The following is a 17,619-nucleotide window of genomic DNA, read 5'->3' as shown; positions in this document are numbered from 1 at the left end:
AGATTCTTCTTGGGCGAGGGGCTTCATGTCAGGCCATCAGCGTGCTTTGCACGCGTTGGGTGGTGTGGATGGTCTTCGCCAGCTTCTCGGCATAGGCCGGGTCGGTGGCGTAGCCGGCCTGCTGCAGGCCGCGGGCGAAGCCGGCGGCGTTGCCGTTCTGGGCCTGCGCCACGACCTTGGCATAGCGGTCGTTGCTGCTGATCAGCCTGGCGTAGTCCTTGAAGGCCTCGTCATAGCTGCCGTAGGCGCGAAACTTGGCCGTCACCTTGACGGCCTGGCCATTGATGACCTCGGTGGTCTTCACGTCGACGGTCTTGCCGGTCCAGCCGGGCGTGGCCTTGATGCCGAAGACATTGTGCGAAGGCGTGCCATCGGCACCCGTGATCTCGCGCTTGCCCCAGCCGCTCTCGTGGGCGGCCTGGGCGACCATGAAGCTGGCCGGGATGCCGGTGGCGGCCGAAGCGGCACGGGCGGCGGCGTCGTGCTTCTGGATGAAGCCCTGCACGTGGTTGGGAATGCCTTTGGTGGCCAGGGCCGGCAGGGCCTGGGCCAGCGTCGTCTGGCTGTTCTTGCGGATGTTCTCGGGTGACAGGTCCTGGATGCCCATCTGGCGCTGCAGCTGGCGCGTGATGGCCTCGGACAGGCCGCCCGGCAGGCCGCTCATCTTGCCGGCGAACTGGGTGTCCAGCATCTCGGTGCCGAGCTGGGTTGCGTTGTTGTCCAGCATGCCGCTGGACAGCGTGGAAGCGCGCATGCTCTTCATGACTTCCTGCATGAAGAGCGATTCGAACTGCTTGGCCGTCTCGCGGATCGTGGCCTTGGGGTCGCGCGAGGCCTGGGCCTTGAGCGAATTCAGGGCATCGGCGCCCCCGAGGCTCTGGCCGGATATGGACTGGAAGGTGGAGGCCATCAGATTACCTCGAGCTCGGCATTCAGCGCGCCCGCACTCTTCATGGCCTGCAGGATGGCGAGCAGATCCTGGGGCGTGGCGCCAAGGGAGTTCAGCGCCTTGACGACGTCCGACAGGCGCGCACCGGCGGCCAGCTGGATGAGGCTGCCGGGTTCCTGGCGGATGGAGATGTCGGCCTTCTCGGCCACCGTCGTCTGGCCGCCAGACAGCGCATTGGGCTGGCTGATGATGGGCGTGGAGCTGATGGTCACCGACAGGCTGCCATGGGCCACGGCGCAGGCTTGCAGCGTGACGGCCTGGTTCATGACGACGGAGCCGGTGCGGGCGTTGATGACGATGCGGGCGGCCGGCGCGGCCATGCTGACGTCGAGGTTCTCGACATCGGCCAGGAAGGCGACGCGCTCGTCCGGGGTGCTGGGGGCCTTCACGCGCACGACGCGGCCATCCAGGGCCTGTGCGGTGCCGGCGCCCTTGGCCTTGTTGATGGCCTGGGCGACGGCGCGGGCGGTGGCGAAGTCGCTGCTGTTGAGGTCGAATTGCAGGCTGTCCGATCCCTGCGAGAGGGGCGTCGGCACCGAGCGCTCGACGAGGGCGCCCGCCGGGATGCGGCCGGCGCTGAGGTGGTTGATCTGCACCTTGGAGCCGCCGGCCGAGGCGCCGGCGCCACCGACGACCAGGTTGCCCTGGGCGATCGCATAGATCTGGCCATCGGCGCCGCGCAGGGGCGTCGCGATCAGCGTGCCGCCGCGCAGGCTCTTGGCGTTGCCGATGGAGGAGACATTGATGTCCAGCTGCTGGCCGGGCTGGGCGAAGGGCGGCAGCGAGGCCGTCACCATGACGGCGGCGATGTTGCGCGGCTGCATGGTCACGCCCTGGGGCAGCAGCACGCCGAACTGCTGCAGCATGGCCGTCAGGCTCTGGCCGGTGAAGGGGGCCTGCGTGGTCTGGTCACCCGTGCCGTCCAGGCCGACGACCAGGCCATAGCCCGTCAGCGGGTTGGAACGCACCCCGGCCACCGACGCCACTTCCTTGATGCGCGTGGCATGGGAGAAGGGCGCCAGCACGACGGCCAGGCTCAGAAGGAGGACTTTCAGGTACTTCACTCGGCAGATTCTGCGGACGCTTGAGCCCGCGAAGCCACCGAAAAGGACGCGGACGGCCCTGCTTTTCCCAACCACCGGTCGTGCCGCGCTGCCGGGCGGGGATTTTTCACGCTGTAAGGCGGGGCCGCCTCGCCCGACCACAGAGCACCTGTGAGGACTGAGGCGCCCAGGCAGCACAGCGAACTTTGCCCATCCTTCTATTTTTGGAGACCGAAATGAACCGTCTTTCCCTGCTGCCCGTATTGCTGTCCGTCACCCTCGTCGCCTTCACCGTGCCCGCCCAGGCCCAGAGCCTGACCCGCGAACAGGTCAAGATGGAGCGCGACGCCTTCCTGGCCCTGATGCGCTGGGACGAACTGACCGGCATGTGGGTGCTGAAGTCCGGCATGGAGCCGCCCAAGGGCGTCATGTCGCGCGCCGAGGTCATCGCCATGCGCGACCAGTTCCTGCGCATGAACGTCTACGACGACACCGTCGGCACCTGGGTGCCGGTCAAGGCGCCCCGCGACATGAGCACGCTGACGCGCGAGCAGGTCAATATGGAGACGCTGCGCTTCCTGATGATGTACCGCTACGACGAGCAGCGGAACGAGTGGATCAGCAAGATGCGCTGAACCCGCGACATCGCCGGCGGCCAGCCGCCGCCGCCCATGCCCGACCGATGGATCGGGCATCTTGCTTTGAGCCTCCTGCAAGCTCGTGCTCAGCTTCGGCCTCGCTGACGTGACATCCTGTCAATCCCGATCCCTGAAAGTCATCGACGCGTCGATCGCACTGCGGATCGGCGATGTGGACGGAAGTAGTTCACGTATTCCCGAATTTCACGGCGTTTGAGGGCGTTTGACGGAATTTTCGGTGCACTCAGACCCCGAATCGGAGGGGTTCATGACAGGTTTCTGAATGTGTCTCTCGGTAAAGTTTTGCGTACTGATCCGAGCTGCATCCGTTTGCAAGACCTGCCATGCCTCCGCCCTTCGAACCGTTGACCCTGGTTCATGTCGTGTTTTCGTCCCGTATCGCGGGCGGTGAGCGGCATTGCATCGATCTCGCCAACGCCCAGGCTGCGTTGGGCCATCGCGTCCACGTCATCGGCTCGGCCGGTTCGGCCGTGTCTGGCGCTCTCGCGTCGGGTGTTGGTTTTCATGGCTTGAAGCTGCCGCTGCTGCGTGGCTGGCGTGTCGCCGCCCTCGCGCGTCGCCTGGGCGCCGACATCTGCCACGGCCATCTCGGCCCGGCCTGCAAGGCGGTGGCCCATGCCCGGTCCGCGGCGCGCATCGGCACCCTGCACGTGGGCTATAAGGCCCACCACCATGCCCGCCTGGACGGCCTGGTCTGCGTGAACCGCGCCCAGCATGAGAGCCTGCCGCAGGGCGGCGCCCTGGCCAGCGTCATCTACAACTGGGCGCCCGAGCGCGACGCCGCGGCCGCGGCCCGTCACACCGACCTGCGCGCCGAACTCGGCCTGGCGCCGCAGCAATTGCTGGTCGGCAGCGTCGGACGCTTGCACCGCAGCAAGGGCATGGACCTGCTGATTGCCGGCTTCAAGGCCCATGCACCGGCCGACGCGGTGCTGGCCATCCTGGGCGAAGGTCCAGACGAGGCCGCGCTGAAGGAGCTGGCGGCCGGCGATGCGCGCGTGCGCCTGCTGGGTTTCCGCGGCGACGTCGACCAGTGCCTGAAATCCTTTGACCTCTTCGTGTCGCCGTCGCGCGAGGAAGCCTTCCCGCTGGCCATCCTGGAGGCCATGCGCGCCGGCCGGCCGGTGCTGTCCAGCGCCACCCAGGGTCCGCAGGAAATGCTGGCCGGCCAGCCGGCGCGCCTGGTGCCGGTGGGCGACGCCCACGCCCTGGGTCATGCCATCGCCGAAGAACTGGGGCGCCTGCGCCCCCTGCTGCCGCAGCAGCGCAGCGTGGCCTATGCGACGGCAGCCTACGATCGCTCCAATGCGGTCGCCCGCACCCTGGGCTTCTATCGCGACGTGATGCTTCACCAGGCTGCCCAGGCCAAGGGCTTCGACAGCGAGGAAGAGGCCTACGCCGCCTGGCACGTTTGATGTTCAAGTCGCCGCGTACCGACTTCTGGCGGGTCGGCATCGTCCCCGTTCCGGTTGAAGACATCGACGCGCGCCGCCTGAGCGCGGCGCGTGGCAGCATCACCTGGCTGCCCGAGGCGGGCCGGTGGCGCTATCTGGCCGATCCCTTCGGCCTGGTGCGTGGCGACGCCCTGCATGTCTTCGTCGAGGCCTTCGACTACCGCGTCAAGCGCGCCAACATCGAGCGCCACGAATTCGGCCTGGCCGACCTGAGCTGGCGGCGCAGCGCGACGGTGCTGGACAAGCCCTTCCACCTGTCCTACCCCCAGGTCTTCGAGCACGAAGGCGAGACCTGGATGGTGCCGGAGAGCTACCAGGCCGGCGAAATCGCCCTCTACCGCGCCACCGACGCCTCGCTCAACCATTGGGAACGCGAATGCGCCCTGCTGGGCGGCCTGCCCGGCGCCGACGCCTCCCTGGTCGAGCACGGCGGGCGCTGGTGGATGTTCTACACCCTGGTCGGCCCCGGCGCGCGCGACCAGCGCGAGCTGCATATCGCTCATGCCCCCGCCCTGGTCGGGCCCTGGAAGCCGCTGGCCACCAACCCGGTGCGCGTCAACCGTGAAGGCGCGCGCCCGGCGGGTCGCCCCTTCGTCGGCCGTGACGGCGTGCTGACCCTGCCGGTGCAGGACAGCTCCACCGGCTACGGCAGCGCAACACGCCTGCTGCGCTTGCCGACGCTGACGCCCGAGCATGTCGAGATCGAAGCCGGCGCCGAGCGCCTGACGGGCGACCTGGCCAGCGACAGCCACACCGCCGGCCTGCACACGCTGACCGGCTGCGGTGAGTTGACCCTCATCGACGTGAAGCGCATCGACCGTTCGCGCGGCAAGCAGTGGCTGGACTTGAAACGTCGGTTACGACGCCTGTTGGGTCGCTGAGACGCCTCGGGCACACAGCCCGGCCCGGCGGGCCTACCATGGCTCTTCATGAGCCCCCAGCCCCCTTTTAGCGAGCGCATCGCCGCGCTGACGGCGGCCCTGGAGTCCCAGGTCATCGCCTGGCGGCGCGATCTTCACCAACACCCCGAACTCGGCAACCGCGAGTTCCGCACCGCGTCCGTCGTCGCCGAGCACCTGCGCAGCCTGGGGTTTGACGAGGTCAGGACGGGCGTCGCCCACACCGGCGTCGTCGGCCTGTTGAAGGGCGGCAAGCCCGGCGGCGTCGTCGCGCTGCGCGCCGACATGGATGCCCTGCCCGTCACCGAAGAGGTGGAGCTGCCCTTCGCCTCGAAGGCCCGCGCGGTCTGGAACGGCGAGGAGGTCGGCGTCATGCATGCCTGCGGCCACGACTGCCATGTCGCCATCCTGATGGGCGTGGCCAGCATCCTCGCGAGCCTGCGCGAGGAGATCCCCGGCACCGTCAAGTTCATCTTCCAGCCGGCCGAAGAGATGCCGCCGGAGGGCGAGGAGGGCGGGGCGGCGCTGATGATCAAGGAAGGCGTGCTGGAGAACCCGACGCCCAGCGCCATCTTCGGCCTGCATGTCACCTCGCGTCAGCAGGCCGGCGTCATCGGCTACCGGCCCGGGCCGACGATGGCGAGCTCGGACAAGCTCAAGATCACCGTGCAGGGCAAGCAGACCCATGGCGCCGCGCCCTGGCTGGGCATCGACCCCATCGTCACCTCGGCGCAGATCGTGCTCGGCCTGCAGACCATCGTCAGCCGTACCCTGGACCTGAACCGCGAGCCGGCCGTCGTGACCATCGGCGCCATCAAGGGCGGCGTGCGCGAGAACATCATCCCGGACACCGTGGAGATGCGCGGCACCATCCGCAGCTTCGACGAGGGCATGCGCGAGGCCATCCACGAGCGCGTCACGCAGCTGGCCGAGGGCATCTCGGCGGCGTCGCGCGCGAGTTGCAAGGTCTGCATCACGCGCAACTACCCGGTCACGCGCAATGACCCGGTGCTGACGGAGCAGATGGTGCCGACGCTGACCCGCGTGGCCAGCACCGGCCCGCGGCCCATGGGCATCGAGGTCGTGCCCAAGGCGACGGGGGCGGAGGACTTCTCCTTCTTCCAGCGCCTGATCCCGGGTCTGTTCTTCTTCGTCGGCGTGACGCCGCCGGAGATCGAGCCGAGCAAGGCCTATTCCAACCATTCGCCACGCTTCATCGTCGATGAGCGCGGCCTGGAAGTGGGCGTCAGGGCCCTGGCCAACCTGGCGGTCGACTACCTTGTCAGCAAGGCGGAGTGATCAGCTCGGTGCGAGGTTGAGGAAGAAGCGCGACAGCCAGCCCACCGCGTGAGCATCGGCGGTGGCGCCACGGCCACGCTGCTCGATGCGCACATTGGCCACCGAGGTCGATGCCACGGCATTGCCCTGGCCGATCATGCGCGGGTCCACCTGGCCGGAAAAGCGCAGCACGTCGACATTGCGGTTCACGCCGATCTGCTTCTCGCCGCTGATCATCAGGTGGCCGTTGGGCAGCACACCGGTCACGACGGCCGTGATGGCGCCCGTGAACTCGTTGGTGTTCTGGTTGCTGCCCTTGCCCTTGTTGTCGTTGGCCGACGTGGCCTCCGCGCTGGCGCGGCCAAAAGCCTTGGGCGAGATGCCGGGCACGGCGGTGATGCCGGCCGACAGGCTGCCCGTCTTGCTCAGTTCGCTGGTGCTGGTCTGGGAGGCCGAGACGCGCTCCGTGATGTTGATGGTCAGCGTGTCGCCGACGAGGCGGGCGCGGTGATCCTCGAACAGCGGGCGGTAGCTCGCGGCCTGGTAGATCGAGCCGTTGCTGGCAGCCATGGGCTGCACCGGCGGCAGGTTGACGACCGGCGTCGCGGCCATCTCCACATGCGGCTCGGGGTAGGGCGTGGCGCAGCCGGCGAGCAGGGCGGGAATGGCGATGAGGGCGAGGTACTTCTTCATGGCGAGGCGGATCAAATCTGGGCCAGCTTCTGCAGCATCTGGTCGGAGGTCTGCACGGCCTTGGAGTTCAGCTCGTAGGCGCGCTGGGTCTGGATCATCTGCACCAGCTCCTCGACGACGTTGACGTTGGAGGTCTCGACAAAGCCCTGCTGCACCGCGCCGATGCCGTTGTTGTTGGGGGCGCCGGTGTTGGGCGTGCCGCTGGCGGCCGTCTCGGTGAACAGGTTCTGGCCCTTGGGATCGAGGCCGGCCGGATTGACGAAGGTGGCCAGCTGCAGCTGGCCCACGGTCTGCGCGGCGGCCTGGCCGGGCAGGGTGACGCTGACCGTGCCGTCGTTGCCGATGGTCAGGCTCTGCGCGTTGGCGGGAATGGTGATGCCGGGCAGCAGCGTGTAGCCGTTGTTGGTGACCATCTGGCCGTTGGCGTTGAGCTGGAAGGAGCCGTCGCGGGTGTAGGCGGTCGTGCCGTCGGGCTGCTGGATCTGGAAGAAGCCGTCGCCCTTGATGGCGAGGTCCAGGTTGTTGCTGGTCTGCTGCAGATTGCCCTGGGTATAGATGCGGGCCGTGGCCACCGGGCGCACGCCCAGGCCGACTTGCAGACCGGTGGGCAGCGTGGTCTGGTCGGTGCTGTTGGCGCCGGCCTGGCGCATGTTCTGGTAGATCAAGTCCTCGAACACCGCGTGCGAACGCTTGTAGCCATTGGTGGCGACGTTGGCGAGGTTGTGCGAGATGTTGTCCAGCTGGGTCTGCTGGGCTTCCATGCCGGTCTTGGCGATCCAGAGCGAGCGCATCATGGTCAGGTACTCCCGAGGAGCTTGGCCGATTGCTGGCCTTGGGTCTGTGCAATCTGCAGCAGCTTCATCTGCTGCTCGAACTGGCGGCCGGCGGCGATCATGGCGACCATGGTCTCCACCGGGCTGACATTGCTGCCTTCCAGCGCACCGTCCTGCAGGCGGGCGGCGGCGTTGGCGGGCAGGTCCCCGTCGGCGGCGCGGAACAGGCCGTCGTCGCCACGGGTCAATTGGTTGGTGGCCTCGGGCGTGACCAGCTTGAGCCGGCCCACCGTCGTCGGCTTCTGGTTGGGCGCCTTGGCGCTGACGGTGCCGTCGCTGCCGATGGACACCTCGCTGTTGGGCGGCACATTGATGGGGCCGCCGTCACCCAGCACCGGCATGCCGTTGCGCATGACGAGGAGGCCTTCGGCGTTGACGTCCAGCGAGCCGGCACGGGTATAGGCCTCGGTGCCGTCGTTGGACTGCACGGCCAGCCAGGCGTTGCCCTGCATGGCGACGTCGAGGTTGCGGCCGGTGGGCGTCAGCGGGCCCTGGGCGTCGTTGTAGCCGATGGTGGTTTCCAGCGCGAAGGCGCGCGTGGACGCACCGTCGCCGCGCACCGGCACGGCGCGGAAGGCCTGCAGCTCGGCGCGAAAGCCGTTGGTGGTGACATTGGCGAGGTTGTGCGAGAGCACGTCCTGCCGCTGCATGGCCGCCTTGGCGCCGGCCATCGAGAGGTAGATCATGCGGTCCATCGCGCGTCCTCAGCCGTGGTCTTGATCAGCGCAGGTTGACGATGGTCTGCAGGACCTGGTCCTGCGTCTTGATCGTCTGCGCATTGGCCTGGTAGGCACGCTGGGCCGTCACCATGTTGACGAGCTCGGCGGTCAGGTCGACATTGCTCTCCTCCAGCGCGCCGGACTGCAGCGCGCCCATATTGCCGTCGCCCGGCACGCCGACGACCGCGTCACCGGAGGCCACCGTGCGGATCCAGACGTTGCCGCCCATGGTCTGCAGGCCTTGCGGGTTGCGGAAGCTGGCCAGCTCGACCTGGCCCGCGGGCTTGCTCTGGCCATTGGAGTAGCGGGCCTGGACGATGCCGTCGTTGCCGACCTGGATGCCGGTCAGCTGGCCGGGGGCGTAGCCGTCCTGGGTCAGGTTGGTCACGGCGAAGCTGCTGCCGTTCTCGGTCGCGCCGGTCAGGTCGAGCTGGATGCCGGGGATGGCCAGCGTCGGATTGCCGCGCGAGCTGGTGCCGGACGGCACGGGCATGGGGATGGTGCCGGGCGGCGTCGTCGCGCTGCCGGCGATGGTGGACGGCGCGCCGCCGGTGGGCGGGAAGGTGACGGTGGTGTAGGGGATGGTCGGGTTGCCGTTGGCGTCCAGCGGGATGGCGTTGCCGGAGGCGTCGGTGTCAAACGGCGTGCCGTTGGCCGTCGCGTAGACGTTCCACACGTCGTTGGGCGGCACGGCGCCGCTGGGGTCGGTGGCGCGCTGGAAGTAGAAGGTCACGGCGACGTCCTGCCCCTTGGCGTCATAGACGGTCATGGATGTCGCGTTGTTGTAGGTCGTGCTGTCCTTCAGGTCCATGCCGGTGCCGGTACCGCCGCCCGGGGCGGTGGTCTTCAGGCGGGAGTCGAGGTTGAACTCCATCGAGACCTTGGTCGTCACGGCTGGCGGGATGCCGCCGGTGGGCAGGGACAGGGGCTGGGCCGTGCCCGGCTGGATGACGCCGGCACCATTGGCCGGGTAGCCCATCAGCTTGAGGCCGTCGTTGTTGACGATGAAGCCGTCCTTGCTGACCTTGAACTGACCGTTGCGGGTGTAGCGCGTCGGGTTGACGCCGTCGCTGACCTGGAAGAAGCCGCCGCCATTGATGGCGAGGTCCATGGGGTTCTCGGTCGTCGTGATATTGCCCTGCGTGAACTGCTGGGCCACCGACTGCAGCGAGGTGCCGATGCCGATCTGGTTGGCGCCGGCGCCGTTCAGCGCGGCGGCGTAGACGTCGGAGAATTCGGCCCGCGAGCCCTTGGCGCCAAAGGTGCCGGAGTTGGCGATGTTGTTGCCGATGACGTCCAGGTTCTTGGAGGCGGCGTTGAGCCCGGAGAGGCCTTGCTGGAAGCTCATGGGGGAGTCCTTGCTGTCGTGCGGGAGAAATGGGACGGTGGGGTCAGTTGACCGAGGAGACGGCCGTGTAGTCGACCGGGCCCAGGTGTTCGAGATTGAGCTTGAGGCTGCCGTTCTCGCTGTAGACGGCGTCCACCTTGTCATGGGTGTAGAGGGTGGACGTGACGGCCTTGGCGCCATTGGTGGCCGTGATGCGGTACTTCAGGTCACTGCCTTCGGCGGCCTTGCTGCCTGCGGGCCAGGAGAAGGTCTGGCGACCCGAGCCCTGGGCGCCCAGCTGGACGGTGTCGATGACATTGCCGGCCGCACCGAGGATCTCCAGCTTGACGGCTTGGGCCGCGCCGTCGAGCTCGTAGCTGGCCTCGGCGACGCCGTTCTCGACGTGCAGCTTGTCGCTGGGCACGCTGACCTCGCGGCCGACCAGGGAGATGGACTGCAGGGCCTGCATCTGGCCGAGCTGTGAGCCCAGGCCCTTGATGCTGGTGTCCAGCGTGGACAGGCTCGTCACCTGCTGGATCTGCGCCATCTGGCTCGTCACCTGGGCGTTGTCCATGGGGTTGAGCGGATCCTGGTTGTTCATCTGTGCGACGAGCAACTTCAGGAAACGGTCCTGGGTCTCGGCGGCGTTCTTGGCCGAGGTGGTCGGCGTCTGGGTGCTGCTGCCGTTGAGTGCGGTGATGTCCATGGCGGGCCTTCAGCGGTCAGGACTGGCCGAGTTGCAAGGTCTTGAGCAGCAGGCTCTTGGCCGTGCTCATGACTTCGATGTTGTTCTGGTAGGAACGCGAGGCCGAGATCATGTTGACCATCTCTTCCACCGGGTTCACGTTGGAATAGGTCACATAGCCATCGGCGTCGGCCTGCGGGTGCTTGGGGTCGTGCACGCGGCGGCCGGGGGTCTGGTCCTCGGTCACGTTGGTCACGCGCACGCCGGCGCTGCCGCTGTCGTTGCCGGCGCCCATCAGCTGGGTCTGGAACACGACCTGACGGGCCTTGTAGGCCTGGCCGTCCGGGCCGGCGACGGTGTCGGCATTGGCCAGGTTGCTGGCCACCACGTTGAGGCGCTGGCTCTGCGCGCTGACCGCGCTGCCGGCGACGTGGAAGATCTGGAACATCGACATGGCCTAGTCCTCCATCAGCTCTGGTTGTGCGACTTCATCGCGTCCAGCGTCGTGCGCACCGAGCCGTTGATGAAGCGCAGCGTGGCCTCGTACTTCACCGAGTTGTCGGCGAAGCTGGCGCGCTCGCGGTCCATGTCCACGCCATTGCTGTCCAGGCTGGTCTGGGATTGCAGCGCGTATTCCTTGCCGCTCTCACCGCGCGCACCGGCCAGCGGGGCGATATGGCCGCGCTGGGTCGTCTGCAGGGCGCCGTTGGTCGCGATCTCGCCGGTGGCCTCGCGCAGGGCCTTGGAGAAATCCATGTCACGGGCCTGGTAGCCCGGCGTGTCGGCATTGGCGATGTTGCTGGCGAGCTGGCGCTGGCGCTCTGCCCGGAGCGTCAGCGCCTGGGTCTGGAAGTTCAGCGTGTCGGTGAGTCGGTTCAACATCTTGGGGCCTCTTTCGAGGTGCAGGGCCGGGATGGCTCTTCTCGCAAATTGTCTGAAGCAGGCCCGAAAACATGAGCGGGATTAGCGGGGCCAAAGCCGCTCAATTCCGACCTAGAGCTGGCGACTCCTTCTCTAGAGTGGCGGCCATGCTGCGTGCCACCCTGCTCCTCGTCTGCCTGCTCGCCGCCCTGCCGGGGCGGGCGCAGACCGTGCTCGACCCGGCACTGCTGGAGCGGGTCCGCGTGCTGGCCGAGACGGCCGCCCGCGCAGCCGCGCCGCCCAATACCCGCGTCGCCGTCGAGATCGGCGCCCTCGACGCCCGCCTGCGCCTGGCGCCCTGCCAGCAGATCCAGCCCTATCTGCCGCCCGGCATGGCCGTCTGGGGCAGGAGCCGCATCGGCCTGCGCTGTACCGACGGCGTGGCGCGTTGGAATGTGACCCTGCCGGTGCGCGTCGCCGTCTTCGGCCGCGCCGTCGTTGCCAACGGCCCGCTGCCGGCGGGCGTGAATTTGTCTCAAGAACAGCTGGCCCTGGCCGATATCGACATCGCGGCCGAACCCGGCGCTGTGTTCACCGACCCGGCCCTGCTGATCGGGCGCACGCTGGCCCGGCCGCTGGGCGCCTCGGAAGCCGTGCGCGCGCCGGCGCTGAAGTCGCGCCAGTGGTTTGCCGCCGGAGAGACCGTCCAGGTCCGGGTGGCGGGTGAGGGATTTGCCGTTGCCTCCGAGGCCCAGGCCCTGTCGGCCGGCATCGAGGGCCAGGAGGTCAGGGTGAGGTTCGAAAGTGGCCGCATTGCCAGCGGCCGGGCCGTCGGCGAACGCCGCGTGGATGTACTGCTGTGAGCAAACTGCCACGATTCGCTACAACTGGCCGGAAAAACCGGCCAGTTCCGGCTCAAGTTCCTAGGCCTGGGGCCGATACAGGGGGAAACTCCCCTGCAATGCCCTCTGCGGGGCCCGCCCCGCACCCTGGAGAAGCTCATGAAGATCGGTAACAGCCCAGACGGCAGCGCCAGCCCGCCCAAGGCCGAGCGCCCCGCCGCTCGCAAGCCCGAGGCTGCGTCCACCACCGACATCGTCCGCCAGACCGCCCAGGCCGCCACGTCGGCGCCCAGCGCCCAGGTCGATATTTCCAGCGCCGCCAAGCTCGCCGCCAGCGCCGGTGCAGACGACGGCAGCTTCGACGCTGCCAAGGTCGCCCGCATCTCCAAGGCCATCAGTGAGGGTAAGTTCACGGTCAACGCGAACGCCATCGCGGACAAGCTGGTCTCGAATGCGCAAGAATTGCTGGACAGCCGCGTCAACAAGCAGCACTGACAACATGACCGCCACCGCTTCGTCCACCCTCAGCACCGAACTCGAGCAGCCCCTGCTGGCCGTCGAGGCGGCGCTGAACCAGCTCGGCGATGCGCTGGCCCGCCGCGACGCGGCAGCCATCGAACAGCACGCGGCCGAGCTGCACCAGCATCTGGCCCGAGCCGTGCAGAGCTTTACCGAAGCCGCCCGCACCGGCAGCGTCCCGAGCGCCCTGCGCAACCGTCTGGTGCGTGCCGGCGGCCTGCTGGCCGCCCAGCGCGAGGCCCTGGCCCGCGGCAATGCGTCGCTGGATCGCGCCCTGGATGTGCTGATCCCCAGCGAACCGACCGGCCTCTACGGCGCCGGCGGCAAGGCTGAGCGCCGCAGCGTCGGCGGCGGCAGCTACCAGGCCTGATCAGTTCCGCAACGAAGAACGCCACCTCGCGAGGTGGCTTTTTTGCGCCCGATCGCCGGGCGATGGCAAAAGAAAAGCGGCCCCGCGGCGCCGCTTGTCATGGCGCGAGGCGCTGATTACTTGGCGGCCAGGGCGGTGGTGCGGCGCACAACCGGAGCCGGGAAGTCGCCCAGTTCGCGGGCGGCGTTCTCGCCATGGTCGGCGGCCAGGGCGGCCGTGGTCTCGCTACGCAGCTCGGTGGCCTTGACCGTCAGCACGGCTTGACGGGGCAGCTTGGCCGTCACGACGGCTGAAGCCTTGGCGGCGGCCGGCGTCGAGGGCTCGACGCCCTTCTCGCCTTGCAGGACGGCCAGTTCACCGCTGTTGCGGGCGGCCACGAGGTCGGCGATGACGGCTTCGCGGGTGGTCTGGGCGGAGGCGGCGCCGGCGGCGATCAGCAGGGTGGCGGCGGCGAAGACGGTAGACAGCTTGCTCATGATGATTTCCTTCAAGTTCCGTGGCGGTTGTTCCGCCTGGTTGGCTTGGGCATCGCGACCGCGGTGTCCATGGGCTGAACTCTAGGCAGTGAAGCTCAGTAGAAACACCAGTACTGGAGCAATGCGGCGTTCTTAAAAGGAAAACAATCTACGCTTTCAATAAATCGTCATGCCGAAATTCGAGCGAATTCATCAGCGAGTGGCGGCCTGGCGCACCTTGTCCAGATAGACGTGGCCATCCGGCGGCAGGCCGCTGCGCTGCGAGGCCCAGATCATTTCGCCCAGGGCGTCCATGGCGACATGATGGGCCTCATGCCGGGAATTGCGCTTGGCGGCCAGCAGGTCAATGGCCTGGCGGATGCCGGAGGGCTGGTCGATGGCGTGCTGCTCCGTGATGGTCAGATGCATGGACAGATGCAGGAAGGGGTTGGTGCGGCCTTCCTCGACCGTGTAGACCTTGTCCAGCGCGGCCGCCTCGTCGTCCAGCTCGTCGTGGTACTCGGGATGCTCGGCAATCCAGTCCGCCGCCAGCGCCTCCATGGGGATCAGCGGCGCGCCATCGCGCCATTTGCGGTAGGTGGCGCAGAAGAAGCGCCGGACTTCGAGTTGGGACGGGGCGAACATGGGGCGATTGTCGCCGCCGGCCTCAATCCAGCCGGTCTGCCAGGGCTTGCAAGCCTTGCAGCGCGCCCAGGGCCAGGCTCATGCCCAGCGACGTGGCGACGGCCGGCTCGCGCGGGTTCAGGCGCAGCATCTGGCCGCCGTGGCGGGCCACGACCTGCTGGCTGAAGTGGCGCACCGAAGGCACAGCCGTGCCGGCGCCGATCTCGATGACGACGGGCCGCTCCACGCGCGCCAGCCAACGGGCGAGGCGGGTCTCCTGGGCGTCGTAGCGGTCGCCCACCCAGCCCCAGTCGCCAAACATCAACAGGTTGGGGCGCGCCAGGCCGGCGCAGCCGGGGCAGGTGGGCAACTCGCCCAGCCAGCGGCACTCAAGCTCGTCGATATCGGGCTGGATGGCATCGGCCGGCCAGGGCGCCTGGCCGCAGCCACACAGGCATTGCAGCCAGTGCAGGGAGCCATGGCATTCGTGGATCAAGGCCTCGTCGAAGCCGGCGCGCTGGAACTGACCATCGACATTGCTGGTGAACACTGCCAGGCCTTGCGGCATGCGCTCGCCCCACGTCCTCAACAGCGCAAAGCCCTCATGCGGCACGGTGCGGCGGTACAGGGCGAGGCGATGGCCGTAGAAGCCCCAAGCCAGGCGCGGGTCGCGCTCGAAGGTCCGGGGCGACGCAACCGTCGTGAAGTCCAGCCCCGCCCGGCCCAGGGCCGGATAGGCGCGCCAGAAGCCCTCGCGGCCGCGGAAATCCGGCAGGCCGGAGTCCACGCCCATGCCAGCGCCGGCCGCAATGATCAGCGCATCGGCCTGGGCGATCAGCGCGGCGGCTTGGTCCAGCGCCGCTTCGCTCATGAGGCAGCGTCGGTGTCGTGCTTGTCCCAGCCGCCACGCTGGGCCTTGCGGTGCGCGTCCTCGGCCTCGCGCTCGGCGGCCATCAGCTGCTCGAACTGCTGACGGCCCAGTCGGGCGGCGGCGATCAGCGCGTTCTCGTCGCCCTGCAGCGGCACCATGGTGTTGAGCACGTCGATGTTGTGGCGCCGGAAGCGCATGGCCTGGCGGCGTGCGGCGTGCGGCTCCATGCCGCTGAGCTCCAGCACGCTGCGCGCGCTCATCAGCGCGGCGTCGAAGGTCTCGCGTTCGATGTGGCGCACGCCGGCCTCGTGCAGCTGGTAGTAGTGCTGCACGTTGCGGGCGCGGGCGACGACGGTGATCTGCGGGAAATGTTCGCGCACCAGCTCGGCCAGCTCGACGCTCTGGGCGATGTCGTCGATGGCGATGACGAGGATGCGGGCCGTGGCGGCGCCGGCGGTCTTCAGCATGTCCAGGCGCGTGGCGTCGCCGTAATAGACCGTCCAGTCGAAGCGGCGCAGGCTTTCGATGGCCTCGGAGTCGTGGTCCAGCACGGTGGCCTCCAGCCCATTGGCGCGCAGCATGCGGGCCACGACCTGGCCATAGCGGCCGCTGCCGGCAATGATGATGGGCGAGGGCGGCGGCGGCACGGCTTCGGCGCGCTTCTTGAGGCCGCGGCGGGCGAGCTTCTGCGACATCAACCGGTCGCCGCCGGTCAGCAGCAGCGGCGTCAGCGCCAGCGACAGCGCCACGGCGGCGACCAGGGCCGAGTTCTGGGCCGCGTTGATCATGCCCTCGCTCTGCGCGAGCTGGAAGACGACGAAGCCGAACTCGCCGCCCTGGGCCAGCAGGATCACGAAGGCCGGGCGCTCGACCAGGGGGATCTTCATGGCCTTGGACATCAGCACCAGCACGAAGATCTTGCACACCAGCAGTGCCGCCAGCACGGCCAGCACGAAGCCGGGCTGGCCGGCCACGGCCTTGAGGTCCAACCCCATGCCGACAGCGATGAAGAACAGGCCCAGCAGCAGCCCCTTGAAGGGCTCCAGGTCGGTCTCCAGCTCGCGCCGGTATTCGCTTTCGGCCAGCAGCACGCCGGCCAGGAAGGCGCCCAGGGCCATCGAGAGCCCCACGAGTTGCATCAGCGCCGCCGTGCCCAGCACCAGCAGCAGCGCCGCCGCCGTGAAAATCTCGGGCGTCTTGCTGTGGGCGATCCAGCGCAGCGCCGGGCGCAGCGCCAGGCGGCCGCCGAAGATGATGACGACGATGGCGCCCACGGCCTTGGCGCCTGCCAGCCAGGTCTTGCCGTCGCCGTCGTCATGCGCACCGCTCAGGGCCAGCACCGGCACCAGGGCCAGCACGGGAATTGCGGCGATGTCCTGCAGCAGGGCGACCGACAGGATGCTCTCGCCCGCCGTCGTGCGGCCGAGGTTGCGCTCGGCCAGCACCGCCAGGGCGACGGCGGTGGACGACATGGCCAGGCCCAGGCTGACGACGACAGCCAGGCGCCAGGGGTAGCCCAGGGCGAGGCCGACGGCCGTCAGCACGGCCGCGCAGCCCAGCAGTTGCACGCTGCCCCAGCCGAAGATGGGCCGGCGCATGGACCACAGCCGCTTGGGCTCCAGCTCCAGGCCGACCAGGAAGAGCATCAGCACGACGCCGAGTTCGGCGACCTCGGGGATGGCCGTCGTTTCGGGAATCAGCGCCAGCACACCGGGACCGATCAGCAGGCCGGCGACGAGATAACCCAGGATGGATCCCAGCCTGAGATAGCGCGCCAGCGGCACCGCCAGCACGGCGGCAGCCAGGAAGACGAGGGGCAGTTGCAGCCAGTTGCCATGGCTCATGGCGCGTCCCCCCCACCCAGCGTCGAGAACAGCGGCGGCCTTTCGTCCAGTGCTACCGCTTCCTCGTCGCCGACCTCCGGCGCCGCGAGGTCGTGGCACCACTCGGGGTAGTGCGTCAGCCGCTTCACAAACAGTTCGGCGTGGGCGGTGATCTCCTCATCGGTGGCGCGGTGAGCCGCGTGCAGGATCTGCGGCGGCAGATAGTGCATGCCGCAGGTCTTGGCCGACTGTTGATAGGGCAGCAGGAACTCCTCGATGGCGTGGTGGTTGTGGCCGCCCGGCGCATAGGCCTCGGCACCGCCGCCGGTGGAGGCCACCAGCCAGAAGTCCTTGCCATGCAGGGCCGTGCCGCCCGGGCCATAGGCCCAGCCCAGGCGTGCCACCTCGTCCAGCCAGAGCTTCTGCAGGGCCGGCATGCTGTACCAGTAGATGGGATGCAACATGACGACGAGCTTGGCCGCCTCGAGGGCGCGCTGTTCGGCGTCGATGTGGATGTGGAAGTCGGGGTAGAGGCGGTAGAGGTCGCGCAGCTCCACACGGGCGGCCGCCGGCGAGGCGCGCAGTGCGTCGAGCACGGTGCGGGTCGCATGGGAGCGGGCCAGGTCGGGGTGGGCGGCGAGGACGAGGATGTCGCGGGCGGTACTGTCAGGCATGGCGAGCTAGGTTACCGTCCCTGGACGACACATCCACCCAG

At 68.5% G+C, this 17,619-nt stretch carries 21 protein-coding genes; 7 read left to right on the top strand and 14 right to left on the bottom strand.

What is annotated here, in order from left to right; genetic code table 11:
* Positions 1-28: 28 nt before the first annotated feature.
* Together flgJ and J2X20_RS07200 are read right to left on the bottom strand one after the other, a co-directional pair.
* Complete coding sequence (gene flgJ, locus J2X20_RS07205) at positions 29-910, bottom strand: flagellar assembly peptidoglycan hydrolase FlgJ (protein ID WP_310262872.1); 882 nt, start codon at positions 908-910, stop codon at positions 29-31.
* Positions 910-2,004 (bottom strand): flagellar basal body P-ring protein FlgI, encoded by a 1,095-nt coding sequence (locus J2X20_RS07200; protein WP_409034157.1) that lies wholly within the window; start codon positions 2,002-2,004, stop codon positions 910-912. Before J2X20_RS07200 ends, flgJ begins: the two co-directional genes overlap by 1 nt.
* Before the next feature lie 224 nt (positions 2,005-2,228).
* On the opposite strand from J2X20_RS07200, the gene J2X20_RS07195 reads away from it, so the two are divergent.
* From J2X20_RS07195 to J2X20_RS07180, 4 genes are all read left to right on the top strand, one after another.
* On the top strand, positions 2,229-2,627 hold the full coding sequence (locus J2X20_RS07195; RefSeq protein WP_310262866.1) for a hypothetical protein: 399 nt from the start codon (positions 2,229-2,231) through the stop codon (positions 2,625-2,627).
* Positions 2,628-2,974: 347 nt separating this feature from the next.
* Positions 2,975-4,066 carry a glycosyltransferase gene (locus J2X20_RS07190; RefSeq protein WP_310262862.1) on the top strand — a complete coding sequence of 364 codons (1,092 nt, stop codon included), beginning with the start codon at positions 2,975-2,977 and terminating at the stop codon, positions 4,064-4,066.
* Positions 4,066-4,986 (top strand): glucosamine inositolphosphorylceramide transferase family protein, encoded by a 921-nt coding sequence (locus tag J2X20_RS07185; RefSeq protein ID WP_310262859.1) that lies wholly within the window; start codon positions 4,066-4,068, stop codon positions 4,984-4,986. The genes J2X20_RS07190 and J2X20_RS07185 overlap by 1 nt, the downstream gene beginning before the upstream one ends.
* A gap of 48 nt (positions 4,987-5,034) precedes the next feature.
* Positions 5,035-6,303, top strand: a complete 1,269-nt coding sequence (locus J2X20_RS07180; RefSeq protein WP_310262856.1) for an amidohydrolase — start codon at positions 5,035-5,037, stop codon at positions 6,301-6,303.
* On the opposite strand, the gene J2X20_RS07175 is transcribed toward J2X20_RS07180, so the two are convergent.
* From J2X20_RS07175 to flgB, 7 genes are read right to left on the bottom strand one after another with little or no spacing between them, the layout of a single operon-like run.
* Positions 6,304-6,975 (bottom strand): flagellar basal body L-ring protein FlgH, encoded by a 672-nt coding sequence (locus J2X20_RS07175; RefSeq protein WP_310262853.1) that lies wholly within the window; start codon positions 6,973-6,975, stop codon positions 6,304-6,306.
* A gap of 11 nt (positions 6,976-6,986) precedes the next feature.
* Positions 6,987-7,769, bottom strand: a complete 783-nt coding sequence (gene flgG, locus J2X20_RS07170; protein ID WP_056199143.1) for a flagellar basal-body rod protein FlgG — start codon at positions 7,767-7,769, stop codon at positions 6,987-6,989.
* A gap of 2 nt (positions 7,770-7,771) precedes the next feature.
* Positions 7,772-8,503: a flagellar basal-body rod protein FlgF gene (flgF, locus tag J2X20_RS07165; protein ID WP_310262849.1), complete on the bottom strand. Its 732-nt coding sequence runs from the start codon at positions 8,501-8,503 to the stop codon at positions 7,772-7,774.
* A 25-nt stretch (positions 8,504-8,528) separates the two neighbouring features.
* Entirely contained in the window at positions 8,529-9,875 is a 1,347-nt protein-coding gene (flgE, locus tag J2X20_RS07160; RefSeq protein ID WP_310262847.1) for a flagellar hook protein FlgE, read from the bottom strand.
* A gap of 43 nt (positions 9,876-9,918) precedes the next feature.
* Positions 9,919-10,560, bottom strand: a complete 642-nt coding sequence (locus J2X20_RS07155) for a flagellar hook assembly protein FlgD (RefSeq protein ID WP_310262845.1) — start codon at positions 10,558-10,560, stop codon at positions 9,919-9,921.
* Between the two features lie 16 nt (positions 10,561-10,576).
* The gene (gene flgC, locus J2X20_RS07150) at positions 10,577-10,993 is read right to left on the bottom strand and encodes a flagellar basal body rod protein FlgC (protein WP_310262843.1); all 417 of its coding nucleotides are present in this window, start codon (positions 10,991-10,993) and stop codon (positions 10,577-10,579) included.
* Positions 10,994-11,007: 14 nt separating this feature from the next.
* Positions 11,008-11,421, bottom strand: coding sequence for a flagellar basal body rod protein FlgB (gene flgB, locus J2X20_RS07145; RefSeq protein ID WP_310262841.1), 414 nt, complete (start codon positions 11,419-11,421; stop codon positions 11,008-11,010).
* 146 nt (positions 11,422-11,567) lie between these two features.
* On the opposite strand from flgB, the gene flgA reads away from it, so the two are divergent.
* The 3 genes from flgA (at position 11,568) to J2X20_RS07130 (ending at position 13,131) form a co-directional block, all read left to right on the top strand.
* Positions 11,568-12,263 carry a flagellar basal body P-ring formation chaperone FlgA gene (gene flgA, locus J2X20_RS07140; RefSeq protein ID WP_310262838.1) on the top strand — a complete coding sequence of 232 codons (696 nt, stop codon included), beginning with the start codon at positions 11,568-11,570 and terminating at the stop codon, positions 12,261-12,263.
* Positions 12,264-12,401: 138 nt separating this feature from the next.
* A complete protein-coding gene (flgM, locus tag J2X20_RS07135; protein WP_310262835.1) occupies positions 12,402-12,737 on the top strand; it encodes a flagellar biosynthesis anti-sigma factor FlgM in 336 nt (111 codons plus the stop codon).
* A gap of 4 nt (positions 12,738-12,741) precedes the next feature.
* Positions 12,742-13,131: a hypothetical protein gene (locus J2X20_RS07130; protein WP_310262833.1), complete on the top strand. Its 390-nt coding sequence runs from the start codon at positions 12,742-12,744 to the stop codon at positions 13,129-13,131.
* A gap of 116 nt (positions 13,132-13,247) precedes the next feature.
* Here the strand turns inward: J2X20_RS07130 and J2X20_RS07125 are convergent, their stop codons facing one another.
* The 5 genes from J2X20_RS07125 to kefF form a co-directional block, all read right to left on the bottom strand.
* Positions 13,248-13,607 carry a hypothetical protein gene (locus tag J2X20_RS07125; RefSeq protein WP_310262830.1) on the bottom strand — a complete coding sequence of 120 codons (360 nt, stop codon included), beginning with the start codon at positions 13,605-13,607 and terminating at the stop codon, positions 13,248-13,250.
* A gap of 192 nt (positions 13,608-13,799) precedes the next feature.
* Entirely contained in the window at positions 13,800-14,231 is a 432-nt protein-coding gene (locus tag J2X20_RS07120) for a DUF1841 family protein (protein ID WP_310262827.1), read from the bottom strand.
* A gap of 22 nt (positions 14,232-14,253) precedes the next feature.
* Positions 14,254-15,081: an SIR2 family NAD-dependent protein deacylase gene (locus J2X20_RS07115; protein WP_310262825.1), complete on the bottom strand. Its 828-nt coding sequence runs from the start codon at positions 15,079-15,081 to the stop codon at positions 14,254-14,256.
* Positions 15,078-16,925 (bottom strand): glutathione-regulated potassium-efflux system protein KefC, encoded by a 1,848-nt coding sequence (gene kefC, locus J2X20_RS07110; protein ID WP_310262822.1) that lies wholly within the window; start codon positions 16,923-16,925, stop codon positions 15,078-15,080. The genes J2X20_RS07115 and kefC overlap by 4 nt, the downstream gene beginning before the upstream one ends.
* Positions 16,922-17,578, bottom strand: a complete 657-nt coding sequence (gene kefF, locus J2X20_RS07105) for a glutathione-regulated potassium-efflux system oxidoreductase KefF (protein WP_310262819.1) — start codon at positions 17,576-17,578, stop codon at positions 16,922-16,924. Before kefF ends, kefC begins: the two co-directional genes overlap by 4 nt.
* Positions 17,579-17,619 lie beyond the last annotated feature (41 nt).

Source organism: Roseateles saccharophilus, assembly GCF_031458095.1.
GTDB lineage: Bacteria > Pseudomonadota > Gammaproteobacteria > Burkholderiales > Burkholderiaceae_C > Pelomonas > Pelomonas saccharophila_A.
This window is presented reverse-complemented; position numbering and strand designations above follow the sequence as displayed.